Here is a 19,052-nt window from a genome sequence, read left to right as displayed (position 1 = left end):
CGCCTCAAAGGAGGCACACACCCCCTCGGGGGGCAGTGAACGCATGTGAACGTGGGGGTTCATTTTTTCTCCTCTTTTTCTTGTTGTTCTGCAAGCCCGCTGATGGCCTGGACCATGCGTTCCATCTTCATGAAGCGTGATCCCTTGACCAGCACGCTGATCGTGGCCGGCAAGGCATGGGCAACCGCCGCCTGAAGCGAAGCAAGGTCGTCACCAAAATGCCGGCCGGCACCAAAAGCCTGCGAGGCATGGACGGACTGCGCACCCAGCGTGAACAGCTGCTCGATGCCGCGCTCACGCGCGTGCACACCGACTTCTGCATGGAAGGCCGGACCCTGGTCTCCCACCTCGCCCATGTCACCCAGTACCAGGAGCCGCGGACCGGGCAGTTCAGCCAGCACATCGATGGCAGCGCGTACCGAGTCGGGATTGGCGTTGTAGCTGTCGTCGATCAGCGTGAGCGCATGCCCGCCGACATGGAGTGCCAGTGCCCGCGAGCGGCCCTTGACCGGAACAAAGGCAGACAGGCCAGCCGCGATGGCGCTCAAAGGTGCACCCGCACCCAGCGCGCAGGCTGTGGCTGCCAGTGCATTCTTGACGTTGTGCCGGCCTGCGATCTGCAGCGAAAAGTCCAGCGGACCTTGCGGCGTCTGCGCCTGGACTTGCCACGCACCGCCCAGCCACTGCGCGGAGGCTGTGACGTCGGCCGCCATTGATTCGGCAAAGGTCAACACGGCACGAGCGCCGGCAAGTTCCTTCCAGACCGGTGTGTAGGCCTCATCCGCAGGAAACACAGCCACACCGGAAGCAGGCAGCGCGGCAATGACGGCGCCATTTTCCCGGGCCACCGCTTCCACGGTGGCCATGAACTCCAGGTGTTCGCGCTGCGCATTGTTGACCAGCGCCACGGTCGGTTGGGCCATGGCCGCCAGGCTGGCAATCTCGCCGGGATGGTTCATGCCCAGCTCGACCACACCGGCCTGGTGGCTGGCGCGCAAACGCAGCAGGGTCAGGGGAACGCCGATGTCGTTGTTGAAATTTCCCTCGGTCGCGAAGGCGCCTTCGTGCTTCCATGCACGCAGGATGGACGCAATCATCTGCGTGACCGTGGTCTTGCCGTTGCTGCCGGTCACGGCAATCAGCGGCAAGCTGAACTGCGCGCGCCAGCCGGCAGCGAGCTGGCCCAGGGCCTGCTTCGAATCAGCGACCACCAGGCCCGGGAGTTCCGCCGTCAAGCCACGCTCGGCGAGCGCCGCCACTGCACCCAGGCTTCTCGCCTGGGCCAGAAAATCGTGGGCATCAAAACGCTCGCCCTTGAGTGCCACAAACAGGTCCCCGGGCTGCAGGCTGCGCGTGTCGGTATGAACGCGCTGGAAACGCAGTGCGCCGTCACCGACCAGGTGCGCCGAGGGCAGCCACTGCAGGGACTGTTGCAGACTCATCATGCGAGGCCTCCCTGCGCATGCTGCCGGTTCGCACCCCGACCCAGCGCCGCTTCGGCCTGGGACTTGTCGGAAAACGGCAGCTTGATGCCTGCGGTTTCCTGGTAGGTTTCATGACCTTTCCCCGCAATCAGGATCACATCGCTGGCCTGAGCCTCGCTTACTGCGAGTGCAATGGCCTGCGCGCGGTCGACCTGCACCTGCACTGCATCTCCGTGCCTGAAGCCCGCCAGGATCTGGCCAATGATGGCCTGAGGGTCTTCGCTGCGCGGGTTGTCACTGGTCACCACCACCCGGTCTGCATTTTGCTCAGCCACACTCGCCATCAACGGACGCTTTCCGGCATCACGCTCGCCGCCGCACCCAAAAATACACCAGAGTTTTCCGGCGCGCCCCCCGGCCACTGGCTTGAGCGCACCCAGCACTTTCTCGAGCGCATCGGGCGTATGAGCATAGTCCACCACCACCAGCGGCCGACCGGACAGGGCAATTGTGTCCATGCGCCCGGGTACCGGCGACAGGTGGGCGCAGGCCTCAACCGCGTCCTTCAAGGGCAGGCCGAGCGCGCGCAGGGCCGCCATCACCCCCAGCAGGTTGGAGACGTTGTACTGCCCCACCAATGCTGTCGAGATCCGGTAGCGTTCAACACCCTCCACCACATCAAAGCCCAGAGCCTCCAGGCCATGGTCAATGGACTGTGCCCGAAGGCGCGCGGGGGCCAGGCAGGACACCGTCCAGACATCGAGGCCCGAATCGCGCAACGACAGAGCCAACTCTGCTCCGTGCGTATCGTCGATGTTGATCACCGCAGCCTTCAGGCCTGACCAGTCAAACAGCCGGACCTTGCTTTCCCAATAGGCCCGCATGGTGTGGTGGTAGTCGAGGTGGTCCTGCGTGAAATTGGTAAAGATGGCAACGCGTATGTCGGTGGCATCCAGCCGGTGTTCGGCAATACCGATGGAAGATGCCTCGAGCGCGCAGGCGGCAAAGCCCTCATCGACCCAGCGCTTGAGCTGTTGCTGCAACAGCACCGGATCAGGCGTCGTCAGGCCGTTGAACACCATGGCTCCGGGCTGGCCCATGCCCAGCGTGCCGACCACGCCGCAGCGCCGGCCCAGCTTGCCCAGTGCCTGCGCCAGCCACCAGGCGGTCGACGTCTTGCCGTTGGTGCCGGTCACGGCCAGCACGTCCAGCTTGCGGCTGGGGTACTCGAAATACGCAGCGGCAATGGGTGCTGTTGCCATTTTCAGGCCACTGTAGGCAGCCACCCGCTGGTCGGAAAACCCGTAGACATCCGCACCCTCCTGCTCCACCAGACAGGCCTGCGCGCCCGCGGCCAGAACCCCGGTCACGTATTTGCGCGCGTCGGTGGCAGCACCTGGCCAGGCAATGAAACCATCGCCGGCAACGACTTTGCGGCTGTCGGTCCGCAGCGTGCCGCTCACGTGCTGCTGCAACCAGCGCGCGGCCTGTTCAGGGGTTTGCAGCCGCTCCATCAGAACGACTCCTCCACCGCGTTGGTGACGATCTGGGGCCGGACGGCCATGTCGGGCGGCAGGCCCATCATGCGCAGCGTCTGCTGCACCGTCTCGCTGAAAACCGGTGCCGCGACATCCCCGCCAAAATATTTTCCGTTGCTGGGTTCATCAATCATCACCGCCACGACAATGCGCGGTTTTTCCGTTGGTGCAATGCCCACAAAAAATCCGCGGTACTTCTTGTCCGCGTAACCCTTGCCTTCCTGCTTGTGCGCTGTACCGGTTTTGCCTCCCACCGAATACCCCATGGTCTGCGCCTTCGGTGCGGTGCCGCCCGGTCCGGTGACCAGGTGCAGCATGTGGCGCACGGCGATGGCATTTTTTTCGCTGATCACGCGGACACCGGCGGCGGGTTCGCCGCTTTTGATCATGCTCACCGGCACCAGGTCGCCGTCCCGCGCAAACACGGTGTAGGCATGCGCCAGCTGGAACAGCGAGGTAGACAGGCCATAGCCGTAACTCATGGTGGCCTGTTCAATGGGCCGCCAGGTCTTGTAGGCACGCAGCCGCCCGCTGACGGCGCCAGGAAACGGCACTTGCGGCTTCTGGCCAAACCCGACCTGGGTGTACATCTCCCACATCTCGCGCGGCTGCATCTGCATGGCCATCTTGACCGTGCCGACGTTGCTCGACTTCTGGATGACCTGGTTCACCGTGAGCAGGCCCTGGGGGTGCGCATCCGAGATGCTGGATCCGCCTATGGTCATGCGGCCCGGTGCGGTCTGGATGGTCGTTTCGGGAGTGACCATGCCTTTTTGCAGGGCCAGCGCTGCGATGAAGGGCTTCACGGTCGAGCCGGGTTCAAAGGTATCCGTCAGGGCACGGTTTCGCAGCTGCGCACCGCTCAGGCTCTGCCGCCGCTCCGGCGAAAAGCTGGGGTAGTTGGCCAGCGCCAGCACCTCGCCGGTCACACTGTCAAGCACCACCACACTGCCGGCCTTGGCCTTGTGGGCCAGCACCGCGTCACGCAGCTTCTGGTAGGCGAAGAACTGGATCTTGCTGTCAATGGACAGTTGCAAGTCCTTGCCTTCCACCGGCGGCACCTGCTCGCGCACATCTTCCACCACACGGCCCAGGCGGTCCTTGATCACCCGGCGCGAACCGGCGTGTCCGGCCAGGTCCTGGTTGAACGCCAGTTCCATGCCTTCCTGGCCCCGGTCTTCGACATTGGTAAAGCCCACCACATGGGCGACGGCCTCGCCTTCCGGGTACTGCCTCTTGTACTCCTTGCGCTGGTAAATGCCCTTGATGCCGAGCGCATGGATTTTTTCACCCACCGGCGCATCCACCTGCCGCTTGAGCCAGACAAAGGTCTTGTCTTCGTCGGCCAGTTTTTTCCGCAACTCGGCCAGCGGCATGTCCAGCAGCTTCGCGAGTTCGGCAAGCTGGGCCTTGCTGGCGTCCACGTCTTCCGGGATGGCCCAGATGCTGGGCGCCGGCACGCTCGATGCCAGGATGAGGCCGTTGCGATCCAGAATGCGCCCGCGATTGGCCGGTAGCGCCAGGGTGCGGGCAAATCGCACCTCGCCCTGGCGCTGGAAGAAATCATTGCCAACCACCTGCACAAACGCAGCGCGTCCGGCCAGCCCGGCGAAGGCCAGCGCAATGCCTGCCACGATGAGCTTGCTGCGCCAGACCGGCGTCTTGCTGGCCAGCAGGGGGCTGGAGGTGTAACGGACGCTCCTACTCACGGACGCCTCCTTCCGCAATTGCCGGATTTTTATAGCTCACATACTGCGTGATGGCCGGTGTGGCCGAACGCATCTGCAGCCGCTCCTTGGAGAGTTGTTCGACCCGCAGCGGCGTGGCTTGCGCGCGTTTTTCGACCTGCAGACGCTCCTTGTCGGATTCGAGCTGGCGGCTCAACGCGGCCGATTTTTCGAGCTCGACGTACAGGCGGCGCGACTCGTACTGGGTACGCACCAGGTACAACGCGCTGAACAGCACCGCCAGAAGGAGCACCAGGTTCAGGCGCGTCATGCCGCCGCTCCCGGGTAGCGTTGCGTCGACGCCTGGACGGGCACCTCTGTGCGTTCCGCCACCCGCATGACGGCGCTGCGCGAACGGGGATTAGCCGCCACTTCTTCGGCGCCGGGTTTGACACGCTCCAGTGCCTTGAGCCGCATGGCTTTGGGCGCAGCAAAGGGCGCACGGCGGTCGAACACCTCGCGCGAATGCTCGGCGATGAACTGCTTGACGATGCGGTCTTCCAGCGAATGGAAACTGATCACCACCAGACGTCCTCCAGGTTGCAGCACCTTCAATGAAGCCTCTAGCGCCTGTTGCAGCTCTTCAAGCTCGGCGTTGATGAAAATCCGAAAAGCCTGAAATGTGCGCGTTGCAGGGTCCTTGCCCGGCTCGCGGGTTTTGACCGCGCCAGCCACGACTTCGGCCAGTTCAGCGGTGGTTCCAATAGGGCCCCGCTCCTGTCGGCGACGATCAATCGCCTTTGCAATCTGCCCAGCAAACCGTTCTTCGCCATATTCACGAATGACCTCCGCGATGGTTTCCGTTTCTGCATCGGCCAGCCACTCGGCCACGCTCTGGCCGCGCGTGGTGTCCATGCGCATGTCCAGCGGTCCGTCGCCGCGGAAGGAAAAACCACGCGCCGGGTTGTCGATCTGCGGCGAGCTGATGCCCAGGTCCATCAGGATGCCCGCCGCGCTGCCGGACGACAATTCGCCGAGGTGGCTGAAGCCCTGGTGGTGGATGACAAAACGCGGATCGGCCATGCCCTGTGCTTCGGCAACGGCTTCCGGATCCTTGTCGAAGGCGGTGAGCCGGCCTGAGCCGGACAGACGGGAAAGAATCAGGCGCGAATGGCCGCCGCGCCCAAAGGTCGCGTCGATGTAATGCCCGTCCGGATTGACCTGAAGCGCTGCAACTGCTTCGTTCAACAAGACGGTGCGATGTGTCCATGTGTCTTGCACCGCCGTCTTTCAGAATGAAAAGTCTCTGAAGACATCGGGCATGTCGCCCTTCATCTGCTCCGCCTCCTGGGCCGCATAAGTCGCTGCATCCCACAGTTCGAAATAACTGCCCATGCCAAGCAGCACCGTGTCCCGGCTGATGCCTGCCGCCGCGCGCAGCTCGGGCGAAACCAGGACGCGACCGGTGGCATCCATGTCCACATCCATCGCGTTGCCCAGGAAAATCCGCTTCCACCACTGTGCCTGCATCGGCAGCGAGGCGATGCGTTCCCGGAATTTTTCCCACTCATTGCGCGGGAATATCATGAGGCAGCCGTGTGGGTGTTTGGTGATGGTGAGCTGGCTGGACGCGGTGGCGCTGAGCACGTCACGATGCCGGGTCGGCACGGAGAGCCGACCCTTGGTATCGAGAGCTAGAGAAGACGCGCCTTGGAACACCGTTAAAAACCTTTGGAAAACACTTTTCACCACTAAATTGCACTTTTTCCCACTTTATCAGGAAAGTTTTGCCATGCAAGGGCTTTGCTACAAATTTTTTCAATGAAATCAAGCACTTAGAAACGTATTTCAAAGCAGTGAACATTTAAATATCGTTCTAAATTAAGCACTTAGAACACTTAATGAAAGTGTTATCTCAAGCCGCGCCACTCAAGCACGCGTGTGCAGGCCCGTGATCACCCAAGCGGGGAAGAAAATTCTGGAATTTCTAGGAGCGAGGACAACAACGCGCCTTCATCGTGGAAAAGCGTGTCCGGACCAAGGCGTGGAAGTGCGTGCAGCGTGGCTGGAATTACCCCTGCCGGGAGAGGAAGTCAGGACAACGCTTGCTGGAAAAAACCAGCAAAGCGGACTCAGTCGATGCGTGTGAGCACCCGGGCGTGCTCGGTGATGCCGATCACGTTGAAGAAAGCGGCCACCAGGCGGTTGACATCGGTGAACTGCACGGCACGGTTTTCCGCTTCCCTGGCAGAAACCCAGTTGAGCAGGGTTCCCGCAGCGGAAAAGTCAACGCGAATCAGTTTTGAACATGAGATGACCATGATGTCTGCACCCATGAGCTTGGCTTCGAGCCTGTCAAGCACAGCGATGGCATCGCCTTCAATCTGGCCGGCCAGTTCAACCGCGTACAACTGGCTCATCTGCGAATTGCCGCCCATTTCGGTATCACCGTCCATCGTGGAACTGAGGCTGGAGGTCACCGAATCGCGGTAGACATCGCCGATGATGGCCTGCCCGGCCACAGCAGCGCCCTGCGAGCCCAGGGGCTTGTAGTCGCAGCGGGCGTTATCCCAGGCAGGCGGCGACACCTCATAGGTCACGCAAAAATCGAGGGCCGTCAGCTCAAATTCATCCGGCTGATGGGTCACCCGCAAGGCCTCCATGCGCAGTTGCCACCACCCTTGGGAGGTCTCGCGCACGCCCGAGGGTGTGGCTTCCTGCAGGACCTTCTGCAATTGGGAATCTCCTGCGAAACGCAGCTGTACCGGCTGCGTAGCCCAGCCGCTGAATACCTTGCACAGCGGCTCAACAGCGTTGTCATCAATCGTCTTCAGGTTCTTCCAGTCCAGGCGCCAGGGCATGGGCGAGCGGGCCAATGCCGCACTCAACGCAGCAACCGTCTGTATGCCCAGTGTTGACGGGCAGGTCCAGTCAACCGCTGGCCCATTGCCCGAAGCGGCCGTAGCGGCAGCGGCAGCGGCGGGAGCCGACAGCTGCCGCACCATGTCCGGCAGGGAAAACCATTGCGGCGCCGAGCGGTCAAAGCAACCGACGAACTCGATGGCCAGGTTTTCGAACTTGTCCTGCTGACCGGTGGCGCGGTACAGGTCAAACAGTGCCAGCCAGGTGTCTGCATGTTTGGCCCTGCCGCCCTGGGGACCCAGCGTTTCGCGCAGGCCGGCTTCCGCACCCGCATCGTCGCCATTGGCAAACCGGATGGACGCCTCCTCAAGTTCGGGATCATGTGCCACCTCGGAGGCATCCACTACCGAAAACTTGGACGCCGAAAAACCCGAACCTTCACCGTCCCGGGACAAGGCCGAAATGCCTCCGCTAGCTGCTGCAGCCGGCTTGGGCGGCGGGGCCGGCGGCCTGGCAGCCAGTTCTGGCTGCGGCGGAGCAGGAGCCTTCGCGGGCGCCACCGGAGCGGCTGCCCCGGTCCTGCCGGCTGCAGTCAGCGGAACAGGAGAGGTGGGCGCGTAGCCGGCAGGCAATGCATTGTCCAGCAGGGGCGCGTGGGCGCTGAGGTTGGCAGGGCCGGCTGCCATCGATGTGGAAAAAGACGAAGGATCGGCAGCGCCGGCGGTCGGGCTTCCATGCTTGGTCTTCCACCACTGCATGGACATCTGGGCTTCGATCTCGTCGATTTTCTTCAGCGTGACGGCACGGTCATCCGGCTTGGACGGCATGCTGCTCTGGAAAAATGAGGGCCGGGCACCAGGATCCTGGCCGGTCAAAGCTTCCCGCTTGCGCATTTTCCTCAGCATGTCGAACTCGCGCTTGCGCACAAAATCGTTGCGTCGCTTGCGCTCTATCATCTCCTTGAGCATCTGCTTGCTCAGGGCTTCCTCCCGGTCCGAATCCTTGCTGTCAAGATCAGACCAGTTCGTCGCAGGGTTGCGAACGAACTTCACGACTTTTGACAACAAGCCCGGGGTGGTGTCTTCTTTGGCCATCAGCGAAGGTTCAGGAGGAAGTAGGCAGGAAAAAGATCAGTCACCAAACATTTTCTGCTTGAGTTCGCGGCGCTGCTGCGCCTCCAGCGACAGGTTGGCAGTGGGCCGTGCGATCAGCCGCCCCACCCCGATCGCTTCGCCGGTTTCATCGCAGTATCCATAGTCGCCAGAGTCAATGCGGGCAATGGACTGCTCGATTTTCTTGAGCAGCTTGCGCTCCCGGTCGCGGGTCCGCAGCTCGAGGGCGTGTTCTTCCTCGATGGTCGCCCGGTCGGCGGGGTCCGGCACTACCACGGTGTCTTCCCGCAGATGTTCGGTGGTTTCACCGGCACTGTTATGGATATCCTGCTTGAGCAACGAGAGCTTGTGCCGGAAAAATGCCAGCTGCTTTTCGTTCATGTACTCCGAATCAGGCATAGCCTTGACTTCTTCGTCCGTCAACTCTTCACCCGGCTTGGTTTTCCAGTTGTTGGCGAGCTTGGGGTCTTTTTTGGCCGCCACATGCGGTGGCGGTGCGATCACGCGTTCGGCAATGGTCGAATAGCTGGCTTTGGCTGCGTCGGGGGAATGGGTCGGAATCATGGGCGCGGGCGGCGGCGCGAAAGAAGAGTTCCGCAAGGAAGCGCGGCGTCCCGGCTTCAGGGCCGGCGTCTGCAGCGGTGCAGGCGCCGCTGCAATGCTTGCTGGGCTTGGCGTGGTTTTGGCGGCCGCGCTGGCGGCCGTTTTGGTGATCGTTTTGATAACTTTTTCTTCAGGTTTGGCGGTGGCCTTGCCCTTCACTGACGGCTGGGCCGGCTTGGTGGCAGGTTTGGCGGCCTTGACCGCGGGTTTAGCAGGAGGGGATTTTTTGGCAGGCGGTGCAGGCTTGCCGGCTTTTTTGACCGGTTTGGCCGCTGGCTTGCTTTTTACGGCAGGCGCGGACTTTTTCGCTGCGGGCGGGGCTTTCTTGGCAGGCACGGGTTTGGTCTTGGCACTCACTTTGGCTTTTGTTTTTATCACAGGCTTGGCCGCCACCTTGGCTTTTGCCTTGGAAGCCGGCAGGGTCGGCTTCTTGACAGCAGTTCTGGAAGCTGCAGGCTTGCTGGGCTTGGCCACCACTTTGGACGTGGTTTTGGCTTTACCGGCTACCGCCGTTTTTCCAGCGGCCTTGACCGCCGCCTTGGGCTTTTTCGCTTGAGCTTTCACACTGGGTCTCCTCGTGGAGGCAGCTTCAGGATGGTCCTCATGCTGGCTCCGGGCCGGACTGACTTTTGTCACCCCAACCTTGTCTTTTACCTGATTGTCTGTTTTGTCTGCCGCTGCGCCTGCAGTTTGAAGGCCAGTACTTACCCTGACTTTTTCTGCCTGCCTTTTCTCCGGGGATGACCGGGTAGCGGAGTCGGCGCGCGATTGTAGCGGCTCACCGGCATGCTGTGATGCCCGCAAGCCTGAACGTTGGAGAATGGAGACAATCATGGGGCCCTCCCGCCTTCAAAAGGCAATGTGTGGACAGCCTACCTCAAACCAGACACTGCTCCAGGCCCTGGAGGAAAATATCTTTGGGTAAATCGATGCCGATGAAGACCATCTTGCTGGTTTTCTGCTCATCAGCCCCCCAGGCCGGCCCCAGGTCACTGCCCATCAGCTGGTGCACGCCCTGGAAAATGACTTTGCGCTCGGTGCCCTGCATGTTCAGCACGCCCTTGTAGCGCAGCATGCGCGGGCCGTAGATATTGACGATGGCGCCCAGGAAATCCTCCAGCCTGGCCGGATCAAAAGCGCGATCGGAGCGGAACACAAAACTCTTGACGTCGTCATCGTGATGGTGGTGATGGCCGTGCCCGTCGCCATGGGCATGGGACGGATGGTCGCAATGTTCGCCGTGCTCATGGTCATGGTCATGGTGCTCATGCTCGTCGGCCTTGAGGAAGTCCGGATCGATGTCGAGCTTGGCATTGAGGTTGAAGCCGCGCAGGTCGAACACGTCGGCAATCGCCACTTCGCCGAAATGCACCGCTTTCTGCGGTGCACGCGGATTCATGTGTTTGAGGCGATGCATCAGCGCCTGGACTTCGTCCTCGGCCACCAGGTCGGCCTTGCTGATGAAGATCTGGTCGGCAAAACCGACCTGGCGGCGCGCCTCCTGGCGATCGTTGAGCTGGGTCGCCGCATGTTTGGCATCGACCAGCGTCAGGATGGAGTCCAGCAGGTACTGCTCGGCGATTTCCTCGTCCATGAAGAAGGTCTGCGCCACCGGGCCGGGGTCGGCCAAGCCGGTGGTTTCGATCACCACCCGTTCAAAGTCGAGCAGGCCCTTGCGTTTTTTGACCGCCAGCAGCTGCAGGGTCTCGCGCAGGTCTTCGCGGATGGAGCAGCAGATGCAGCCGTTGTTCATCTGGATGATGTTTTCCTGCGTGTCATTGACGAGGATTTCGTTGTCGATGTTTTCCTCGCCGAACTCGTTTTCAATCACGGCGATCTTCTGGCCGTGCGCTTCGGTCAGGATCCGCTTCAGAAGCGTGGTTTTGCCCGAACCCAGGAAACCGGTCAGGATGGTCACGGGAATCAAACTCATGGTGTGTGCCTAAAACAATACGTGGAAAGCGGGATCGGTGGACCCGTGAAGATGGGGAGTTTAGCGTTCAAGTCAAGGCCCTGTTACCCGGTAGGGGTCCCCCGGAAGGCTTACCGGCCACTTTACAGACGCTGTCAAGCCTTTCGACTTCAACAGCCGCCTTTTGCTACATGATTAATAGCTGCTCACGCCCGACTGGTAAGGGCTGGAACCATTTTTCATTCAACATCCTATTTTTTGAGCAGCACCAGGCCCTTGAGGTATTCCCCTTCGGGAAAACTCACGGTCATCGGGTGGTCGGGCGCTCCGCCCAGGCGTTCCGTGATGAAGGCATCCACACCGGCATCTGTGCCCGCCGATGCAACGATTTTGTGAAACAGGTCGGCGCTGATGCCGCCGGAACAGGAATAGGTGAAGAGCACCCCGCCCGGAGCCAGGATGGACAGCGCAATGCGATTGATGTCCTTGTAAGCGCGCGCCGCACGTTCTGCATGGGCAACAGTGGGCGCAAACTTGGGCGGGTCCAGCACGATGGCATCGAAAGTGCGGCCTTCCTTGTGGAACTTGCGCAGCGACGCATTGACGTCGGCGTCCAGCATGGTGGTGCGGCCGGCATCAAAGCCGTTCAGCGCCACATTGGCTTTGGCTTTTTCAATCGCCGGACCGGACGAGTCGATCGAGGTGACATGGGCCGCGCCGCCAGCCAGCGCCGCCACGGTGAAACCGCCGGTGTAGCAATAACAGTTGAGCACGTTCTGGAACTGCAGGCGGCGCGCATGGTCGGCAAACTTGCGGCGGCTGTCGCGCTGGTCCAGGTAGAAGCCGGTCTTGTGGCCGGTCGCGATGTCCAGGCCCAGCTGCCAGCCGTGTTCGGTGATGACGAGGTCGGTGGCGCCGCCACCGGCCAGCCAGCCGGTCGCTTCCGGCAAACCCTCCAGCGAACGCACGCTGGCGTCCGATCGTTCGTACAGCCGGGTCAGCCCGGTCTCGGCCAGCAGGGCATCGACAATCACGCTTTTCCAGCGTTCGACACCGCAGCTGGAGAACTGTGCCACCAGGGTGTCAGCGTACCGGTCCACCACCAGGCCGGGCAAGCCGTCGGACTCGCCGTGCACCAGGCGCATCCCGTCACTTTGTATGTCAAAACGGCTTCTGGCCTTTATGGCCTGTGCGATGCGCGCTATGAAAAAGGAAGTATCGATGCGCTCGGTCTCGACAAAGCTCCAGACACGGGCACGGATCTTCGAACTCGGGCTGAACGCCGCCCAGCCAAGAAACTGGCCGTCGTGGCCTTCGACCCTAACGGTTTCTCCTGCGTCGGCACCACCGCGGGCAATCGCTCCGTCAAACACCCAGGGGTGACGCCGCAGTAGCGAACGCTCCTTGCCTTCTCTCAAGCGTATTGATTTCATGCCGCTATTGTCGCGGCTGGCAACCCCTGTCGAGCAGCCGGTGGAATTTGCGACAATAAGTTGATGACTTTTAGCTACTTTTCGGCGCGTGTTGCCAGCAACAGGGCAAGGGTTCAATCGCCCGCGCGCATGTTGCGGGCCTTCGGGCTGGCCCTGCTGCTCGGTCTTGCCGGCCTTTCAGCCGGGGCTCGCACGGTGCTGGACCTGGATGCGGAAAAACAGCCCGTCGCCTTGGCGGACTGGGGCGACTACTGGATTGATGAACAACTCAAGCTGGAAGCAGCGCAAGTTGCAAATCAGGGCGGGCTGGCATGGAACAGCACCCCGGAACGCGGCATTTATCCCCTGAAGCCCGGACAAGCCCTGTGGATCCGTTTTACCGTGCCGCCGGCACCCGACTCGGAACGCTGGCTGCTCGAAATACCTTATCCCGCCCTGGACCGGGCGTCGCTGTACAGCCTGGACAGCGCCGGGCAATGGATTGAGCAGCGTGCCGGTGACCTGGCTCCGGTTGACAAATGGCCGGTACCGCACCGCCATCCCCTGCTGGTGGTCAACTTCAACGCAGAAAACCCGACGCACTACCTGTTGCGCATCGAAAACGCCCAGGGATTCAGCGCCCCCATCCGTTTTGTCAGCTCCGGCCATGTGCTGCGCAGCGAGCAGCAGGTGTCCCTGTTCCTGGGTGTTTATTTCGGCTTGGCGCTGCTGGGCTGCGCCGTCGGCCTGGCCGGGGCTTTCTGGCTGCGGGACCGGGCATATCTTTATTACGCGGCGTGCTCCGCGTTGATCGGCCTGACACAGGCGGCCATCACCGGTGTGGGGGGCCTGCATTTATGGCCCGATTCACCGGACTGGACGGACCGCTCGCTGGTTGTGCTGGGAACCTGGATGCTGGTGTCGCTGATGCTGCTCAATGCTGCCATGGTGTCCCTGGTGCAGCGCTCCCGCATGCTCAACGCCCTGGTGTGGACCGCCGCACTGGCCGGCGCGGCACTGTCGGTGGCGCTTGGCGTGACCGACAGCGCGATCCGCATTTCCCTGATCCTGCCTTATCTGCTGCTGGCGCCGCTGCTGATGCTGCTGGTCAACCTCTGGGCCTGGCGCCGCGGCGACCGCTTTGGCGGCTGGCTGCTGCTCAGCGCAACCCCGTTTGCCCTGAGCCTGGCGCTGGCGATTGCGCGCTACCTGCAATGGGTGCCCCTGAGTTTTGCCACCGAACAGGGCGTGCTGGCCAGCATGGCTCTGCAGATGCCGGCCATGCTGGCCGTGCTCGTCCTGCGCAGCCAGCAGCGCCGGGAGAACATGCGCCGGATCCAGGGACTGGACCGGGTGGACCCGTCCACCGGCCTGATCAACGAGTCGGTGTTCGCCGAACGCCTGATGCGCATGATCGCGCGCTCGGAACGCTTCAGGCACCAGGGTGCCGTGCTGATGATCGACCTGGTCAACACCGAGCAGATACAGCGTGATTTTGGCCGGCGGGCAGCCGAGGAGCTGCCGCTGCGCCTGGCGGCGCGGCTGCTCTCCACGGCGCGCGAGATCGACAGCGCGGCACGCCTGACCGAACAGCGTTTTGGCATGCTGGTGGAAGGCCCGGTGTCCCCGGAAGAAGCCGCCACCCTGGGGCCGCGCATCGTCGCGCGTTGCCTGATGCCTTACAAAGGGCTGCCGGAGGACTGTGTCGCCCAGGTCCGTGTTGCCTATGCGCTGGTGCCGCGCCAGGGCCCCACCGCCGAGATCGTGTTGGCGCGGCTGGCCCAGCGCCTGACCGGCATACCGCCCGAAAGCAAACGCGCGGTGTTCATGATCCCTGACTACAAGTAGAGCCCCCACGCTTGTCGCTTCGCGTACTGCGCTACCCCCCGAGGGGGCGCTGCGCCTGCGGGCCGGCAGAGCCGGACCCGCGGCCCCTGCTTGAAAAGAGGTGTCTCGCGATCAGCTTAGGGCTTGGTTTTTCCTGCCGGTTTGACGCCAGCCAGGCTGGCGCGCGGATGCGCGGCGTCGTAGACCTTGGCCAGGTGCTGGAAATCAAGGCGCGTGTACACCTGCGTGGTCGTGATATTGGCGTGGCCCAGCAGTTCCTGCACTGCGCGCAGGTCCCCGCTGGATTGCAGCACGTGGCTGGCAAATGAATGCCGCAGCATGTGCGGATGCACCGGCGTGGCCAGGCCGGCCTGCAGGGAGCGCTGCTTCAGGCGCACCCGGATGTGCTGCGGCGTCAAACGCGTGCCGCGCTGGTTGATGAACAGCGCCGCGTCCTCTTTGGCCCAGGCGCTGCGCAGGGCCAGCCAGTCCCGCAGGGCCTCGAGCGCCTTGCCGCCCACCGGCACGCTGCGCCGCTTCGAACCCTTGCCGAGCACATGCGCCTCGGCGGCCTGCAGGTCGATCCAGCCGCGCGCCTGGCTGCCGGCCACAGCGTCCAGCCCGGTCAACTCGCCGATACGCAGGCCGCAGCCGTACAGTAGTTCGGTGATGCAGCGGTCTCTAGCCTCGAGCACCGGACTCGCTGCACCATCACCCGCCGTACCATCGCTGCGCCAGGCGGCCAGTTGCACCGCCTCGTCCACACTCAGGGCCTTGGGCAGGGGCTTGGCGGCTTTGGGCGCGCGCAGGTCCTGCACCGGGTTGCTGGCCACCAGGCCCTCGCGGCCCAGCCAGGTGTAAAAGCCGCGCCAGCCGGAAAGGATGAGCGCAATGCCGCGGCCGCTGCGGCCGCCGCTATGCATCTGGGCCACCCAGCGCCGCATATGGAGGTTCTGCGCCCCCGTCAATGCCACGCCGGTCTGCCGGCAGTTGGCCTGCAGCTTCTGCAAGTCCAGCGCATACAGCTCGACCGTGCGCTGCGCCAGGCGTTTTTCAACGCGCACGTGCTCGAGGTAGCGCTCGACCAGCGGATCGGCCTCGGGCACCGCTGCTGCACCATCGGTACTTGCGGGCAGCTCGGGCTTGGCCATGGCTCAGGTGGGGCTCAGCTCAGGAAGTCGAGGGCCGCAGGCGCGACAGCGCCGCGCCGGCAAGTTCGCCGATGCGTTCAAGGAAATCCGTGCCCATGCCGCTCTGGAAGCGTTCGGGGTCCGGCGAGGCCAGCACCAGCATGCCGAAAGCCTGGGGCGACTTGCCGGGGCGCAGCGGAATCAGCGCCACCGACAGCGCCTGGGCCGGGTCGGGCAGCCAGCTGACCGCTTCAAAGCCGGAATTGACGCCGCAGTACGGCGCGGTCAGCGAGGATGCAAAAGCCTGCGTGTCTTCGCTGACGCCGGTGGAAAAGTTTTCGTCCGAAAAAATGCCGTTCACATGCCAGACCTTGATGGCCGCCTGCGGAATCGAAAACTGCGTCTGGATCTCGCGCACGATGGTGTCCGGCAGGTCACGCGCATGGGCCGTCAGCAACAGGTTGAGCGTGCAGCGCTGCAGCTTGTCGGCAATACCCACGTTCTCCTGGCCGTGACGGATCATCTCGACCACCCGCGACTCCAGCGCCTTGATCTTGTCGCGCAGCATGCCGGCCTGCCGCTCCTGCAGGCTCACCGCGCGGCTGCCGTGGCCGCTGGACAGCTGGACCGTGGCCAGCAACTCCGCGTGGCGCTCGAAAAAGTCCGGCGTGTTGGCCAGGAAGTTGGCAATGTCGTCTTCGGTGATCGGGTTCTGGATGGAGTGTTCGCTTGGATTCATGTTCTTGGTTTTTCCGTTAAGTCGACAAAATCTGCAGATTCAAAGATGGTCGGGGACTTCAATCGAGGCTTCAAACACCGTGGTGGCCGGCCCGGTCATCAGCACCGGGGAAACCGTGGCGTCCAACCCGCCCTGCCACTCGATGGTCAGCGTGCCACCATGGGTCAACACGTCCACGCGTGCATCCAGCAGGCCCAAGCGTATGCCAGCGACCACCGCGGCGCAAGCCCCGCTGCCGCAGGCCAGGGTTTCGCCGGCGCCGCGCTCGTACACGCGCAGGGCGATCCGGCTGCGCGAGACCACCTGCATGAAGCCGGCATTGACACGCCGCGGGAAACGCGCGTGGTTCTCGATCAGAGGGCCGTCCTGCAGCACGGGCGCGGTCTCCACATCGTCCACCAGCTGCACCGCATGCGGGTTGCCCATGGACAAAACCGCTACAAAAACAGGAGCATCTTGCGCCCGCCCCGTAAGGGCTAGAGGCCATTTTTGCCACGAATTCACGGCCTGCGGCGTCAAGCCGGCGGCGTCGAAGGGCACACGCGCCAGATCAAAGATGGGGGCGCCCATGTCCACGGTGACGCGGCCGTCGGGCTGCATGCGCGGCTCAATCACACCGGCCAGGGTTTTGACCTTGACCACGTCCTTGGTCGTCAGGCCCTGCTCGCGCACAAAACGCACAAAGCAGCGCGCCCCATTGCCGCACTGCTCGACCTCGCCGCCATCGGCGTTGTGGATCACGTACTCGAAGTCGATGCCCGGGTCGGTGGCAGGCCGCACCGACAAAATCTGGTCCGCACCCACGCCAAAGTGGCGGTCGGCCAGAAAGCGGTACTGGCCGGGTGCGAGGTTCAGGCGTCCGCGGGTTTCATCGAGCATGACAAAATCGTTGCCCGCACCCTGCATTTTGGTAAATCGGATCAGCATCCCCGCATTATCCGCCGAGGCTGCACCCCACCCGCACTACGGAAAGACACCCATGCGCATCCCTGACTGGACGCCCACCCTCAAACCCCAACCCCAGGACCTGGTCGATGCCATCCTGAAACGCCGCGGCGGCACGCTGATCAACCTGGACAAGGCCCTGCTCTGGAGCGAGCCGCTGGCGCGCGCCTGGAACGTTTACCTTGGCGCGGTACGCACCGGCTTGCCCACCAGCCGCAAGCTGCGTGAACTCGGCATCTGCACCGTGGCGCTGCTCACCGGCGCAGCCTACGAATACAAACACCATGCGCCGGATTTTTTGACGGCCGGCGGTACCCAGGCCGAGCTCGATGCGCTCAACCTGCTGGTGAAAGCCGATGCACGCGCCTCGGCCGCACATCCGGCACTGGGCGAGGTCGAACAGCTGGTCATCCGCTACGCCGCGCAGATGACGCTGGACGTGAAAGTCAGCGACGCGGTGTTCGAGGCCCTGCGCACACATTTCGATACCACCGAACTGGTGGAGCTGACCAGCGCGATTGCCACCTACAACATGGTGGCGCGTTTTCTGGTGGCGCTGGGCGTGTCGCCGGAAGAGCATGACTAGGCATGCAAACAACATATCCCCGTTTTTCTGTTTCCGCCGTCTCCAGACTTGCACCAACACTGCTGACGATTTTTGCGCTGGCGGCAGGCGCCGCCACGCTCTCGGCGAGCGCGCAGACGCCGCCGCCAAACAGCAGCCCGGCGCCGGCCTTGTCCGGTGATGCCGAACGCGACCAGCGTTTTGCCCGCTGGATCTCCGACTTCAGCAACAGCGCACGCGCAGCCGGCATCAGCGAAGCAACGCTCCAGAGCGCCTTCGACAACATCCGCTTCATCCCGCGCGTCGTCGAGCTGGACAGCGCACAGCCCGAGTTCACCCGCGCCGTCTGGGACTACCTCGACAGCGCAGTGTCGGCGCAGCGCATCGTTCGCGGCCAGGACATGCTGTTGCAGGCACGGCCTGCGGTCGATGCCGCCGCCGCGCGCTACGGTGTTCCGGCAGAGACTCTTGCGGCGATCTGGGGCATGGAGAGCAACTACGGCAGCAACACCGGCGACATCCCGACCATCGACGCCCTGGCGACGCTGGCTTTCGAGGGCAGGCGCGAGGCCTGGGCACGCACCCAACTGCTCGCCGCCTTGAAGATCCTGCAGAACCGGGATGTTGAACGCGCGCAACTGGTGGGTTCATGGGCCGGCGCGATGGGCCAGACCCAGTTCCTGCCCACAAATTTTCTGGCCTATGCAGTCGATGCCGACGGCGACGGCCGGCGCGACATCTGGGGCAGCCTGCCCGATGTGATGGCTTCCACCGCCAACTTCCTGGCCAAAGCCGGCTGGCAGGCCGGCCAGCCCTGGGGGCTGGAGGTGCGCTTGCCGCCAGGATTCGATTACGCGCTCGCCGATGCCGAGGTGCGACGGCCTGCTTCGGCCTGGACAGACCTGGGCGTGAAATCCATGGACGGAGCGCCACTGCCCGCCCTGGCCGACAGCGCCATTTTGCTGCCGGCCGGCGCGCGAGGGCCGGCCTTCCTGGTCGGCCCCAACTTCCGCACCGTGCTGCGCTACAACAACTCGACCAGCTATGCGCTCGCCATCGGCCTCCTGGCACAAGGACTGGCCGGAGGCCCCGCAGTGCAAGCAGCCTGGCCGCGTGATCTGCAGCCCCTGTCGCGCAGCCAGTTGCTGGCGCTGCAGACGGCGCTGAATTCACGCGGCTTCGACAGCGGCACGCCCGACGGCACGATGGGACCGGCCACGCGGCGCGGCATACGTCTCTACCAGCGCAGCGTGGGTTTGCCGGCGGATGGTTACCCGACTTTGGAGTTGCTGCAGCGCATGCAATGAGGCGGTGGG

General features: G+C 63.3%; 16 protein-coding genes. 3 read left to right on the top strand and 13 right to left on the bottom strand.

The features are described 5' to 3' along the window. Positions 1-59: 59 nt before the first annotated feature. From WA904_RS16420 to WA904_RS16375, 10 genes are all read right to left on the bottom strand, one after another. A complete protein-coding gene (locus WA904_RS16420; RefSeq protein ID WP_425198195.1) occupies positions 60-1,445 on the bottom strand; it encodes a UDP-N-acetylmuramoyl-tripeptide--D-alanyl-D-alanine ligase in 1,386 nt (461 codons plus the stop codon). Then, positions 1,442-2,938 carry a UDP-N-acetylmuramoyl-L-alanyl-D-glutamate--2,6-diaminopimelate ligase gene (locus WA904_RS16415; RefSeq protein ID WP_425198194.1) on the bottom strand — a complete coding sequence of 499 codons (1,497 nt, stop codon included), beginning with the start codon at positions 2,936-2,938 and terminating at the stop codon, positions 1,442-1,444. The genes WA904_RS16420 and WA904_RS16415 overlap by 4 nt, the downstream gene beginning before the upstream one ends. Then, a complete protein-coding gene (locus WA904_RS16410; RefSeq protein WP_425198193.1) occupies positions 2,938-4,671 on the bottom strand; it encodes a peptidoglycan D,D-transpeptidase FtsI family protein in 1,734 nt (577 codons plus the stop codon). Before WA904_RS16410 ends, WA904_RS16415 begins: the two co-directional genes overlap by 1 nt. Further along, complete coding sequence (ftsL, locus tag WA904_RS16405; protein WP_425198192.1) at positions 4,664-4,960, bottom strand: cell division protein FtsL; 297 nt, start codon at positions 4,958-4,960, stop codon at positions 4,664-4,666. Before ftsL ends, WA904_RS16410 begins: the two co-directional genes overlap by 8 nt. Further along, positions 4,957-5,910, bottom strand: a complete 954-nt coding sequence (rsmH, locus tag WA904_RS16400) for a 16S rRNA (cytosine(1402)-N(4))-methyltransferase RsmH (protein WP_425198191.1) — start codon at positions 5,908-5,910, stop codon at positions 4,957-4,959. The genes ftsL and rsmH overlap by 4 nt, the downstream gene beginning before the upstream one ends. A gap of 9 nt (positions 5,911-5,919) precedes the next feature. Then, a complete protein-coding gene (gene mraZ / locus WA904_RS16395; RefSeq protein ID WP_425198217.1) occupies positions 5,920-6,348 on the bottom strand; it encodes a division/cell wall cluster transcriptional repressor MraZ in 429 nt (142 codons plus the stop codon). Positions 6,349-6,761: 413 nt separating this feature from the next. Next, the gene (locus WA904_RS16390; RefSeq protein WP_425198190.1) at positions 6,762-8,585 is read right to left on the bottom strand and encodes an STAS domain-containing protein; all 1,824 of its coding nucleotides are present in this window, start codon (positions 8,583-8,585) and stop codon (positions 6,762-6,764) included. A 36-nt stretch (positions 8,586-8,621) separates the two neighbouring features. Further along, entirely contained in the window at positions 8,622-9,365 is a 744-nt protein-coding gene (dksA, locus tag WA904_RS16385; protein WP_425198216.1) for an RNA polymerase-binding protein DksA, read from the bottom strand. 718 nt (positions 9,366-10,083) lie between these two features. Further along, positions 10,084-11,139 (bottom strand): CobW family GTP-binding protein, encoded by a 1,056-nt coding sequence (locus WA904_RS16380; protein ID WP_425198189.1) that lies wholly within the window; start codon positions 11,137-11,139, stop codon positions 10,084-10,086. Positions 11,140-11,369: 230 nt separating this feature from the next. Beyond that, on the bottom strand, positions 11,370-12,551 hold the full coding sequence (locus WA904_RS16375) for a class I SAM-dependent rRNA methyltransferase (RefSeq protein ID WP_425198188.1): 1,182 nt from the start codon (positions 12,549-12,551) through the stop codon (positions 11,370-11,372). 63 nt (positions 12,552-12,614) lie between these two features. Between WA904_RS16375 and WA904_RS16370 the strand changes: the two genes are divergently transcribed. Beyond that, complete coding sequence (locus tag WA904_RS16370) at positions 12,615-14,378, top strand: sensor domain-containing diguanylate cyclase (RefSeq protein WP_425198187.1); 1,764 nt, start codon at positions 12,615-12,617, stop codon at positions 14,376-14,378. 116 nt (positions 14,379-14,494) lie between these two features. Here the strand turns inward: WA904_RS16370 and WA904_RS16365 are convergent, their stop codons facing one another. The 3 genes from WA904_RS16365 to dapF are packed head-to-tail and all read right to left on the bottom strand — an operon-like array spanning position 14,495 to position 17,153. Continuing rightward, a complete protein-coding gene (locus WA904_RS16365) occupies positions 14,495-15,508 on the bottom strand; it encodes a tyrosine recombinase XerC (RefSeq protein ID WP_425198186.1) in 1,014 nt (337 codons plus the stop codon). 19 nt (positions 15,509-15,527) lie between these two features. After that, complete coding sequence (locus WA904_RS16360; RefSeq protein ID WP_425198185.1) at positions 15,528-16,226, bottom strand: DUF484 family protein; 699 nt, start codon at positions 16,224-16,226, stop codon at positions 15,528-15,530. A gap of 39 nt (positions 16,227-16,265) precedes the next feature. Then, positions 16,266-17,153, bottom strand: coding sequence for a diaminopimelate epimerase (gene dapF / locus WA904_RS16355; RefSeq protein ID WP_425198184.1), 888 nt, complete (start codon positions 17,151-17,153; stop codon positions 16,266-16,268). Positions 17,154-17,205: 52 nt separating this feature from the next. On the opposite strand from dapF, the gene WA904_RS16350 reads away from it, so the two are divergent. After that, the gene (locus tag WA904_RS16350; protein WP_425198183.1) at positions 17,206-17,757 is read left to right on the top strand and encodes a carboxymuconolactone decarboxylase family protein; all 552 of its coding nucleotides are present in this window, start codon (positions 17,206-17,208) and stop codon (positions 17,755-17,757) included. Positions 17,758-17,759: 2 nt separating this feature from the next. Next, entirely contained in the window at positions 17,760-19,043 is a 1,284-nt protein-coding gene (locus tag WA904_RS16345) for a lytic murein transglycosylase (protein WP_425198182.1), read from the top strand. Positions 19,044-19,052: the final 9 nt, after the last annotated feature.

This window comes from Polaromonas sp., from assembly GCF_049790275.1.
Classification (GTDB): domain Bacteria; phylum Pseudomonadota; class Gammaproteobacteria; order Burkholderiales; family Burkholderiaceae_C; genus Polaromonas.
The sequence above is the reverse complement of the archived record's forward strand: the minus strand, read 5'-3'. Positions and strand labels throughout refer to the sequence as shown.

Bases quoted from the DNA above. Each gene is read 5' to 3' on its own strand.
- WA904_RS16350 (WP_425198183.1), top strand. From the start codon at position 17,206: ATGCGCATCCCTGACTGGACGCCCACCCTCAAACCCCAACCCCAGGAC.
- WA904_RS16390 (WP_425198190.1), bottom strand. From the start codon at position 8,585: ATGGCCAAAGAAGACACCACCCCGGGCTTGTTGTCAAAAGTCGTGAAG.
- WA904_RS16365 (WP_425198186.1), bottom strand. From the start codon at position 15,508: ATGGCCAAGCCCGAGCTGCCCGCAAGTACCGATGGTGCAGCAGCGGTG.
- WA904_RS16415 (WP_425198194.1), bottom strand. From the start codon at position 2,938: ATGGAGCGGCTGCAAACCCCTGAACAGGCCGCGCGCTGGTTGCAGCAG.
- ftsL (WP_425198192.1), bottom strand. From the start codon at position 4,960: ATGACGCGCCTGAACCTGGTGCTCCTTCTGGCGGTGCTGTTCAGCGCG.
- WA904_RS16380 (WP_425198189.1), bottom strand. From the start codon at position 11,139: ATGAGTTTGATTCCCGTGACCATCCTGACCGGTTTCCTGGGTTCGGGC.
- WA904_RS16360 (WP_425198185.1), bottom strand. From the start codon at position 16,226: ATGAATCCAAGCGAACACTCCATCCAGAACCCGATCACCGAAGACGAC.
- dapF (WP_425198184.1), bottom strand. From the start codon at position 17,153: ATGCTGATCCGATTTACCAAAATGCAGGGTGCGGGCAACGATTTTGTC.
- WA904_RS16375 (WP_425198188.1), bottom strand. From the start codon at position 12,551: ATGAAATCAATACGCTTGAGAGAAGGCAAGGAGCGTTCGCTACTGCGG.
- WA904_RS16420 (WP_425198195.1), bottom strand. From the start codon at position 1,445: ATGATGAGTCTGCAACAGTCCCTGCAGTGGCTGCCCTCGGCGCACCTG.
- WA904_RS16370 (WP_425198187.1), top strand. From the start codon at position 12,615: ATGACTTTTAGCTACTTTTCGGCGCGTGTTGCCAGCAACAGGGCAAGG.
- WA904_RS16345 (WP_425198182.1), top strand. From the start codon at position 17,760: ATGCAAACAACATATCCCCGTTTTTCTGTTTCCGCCGTCTCCAGACTT.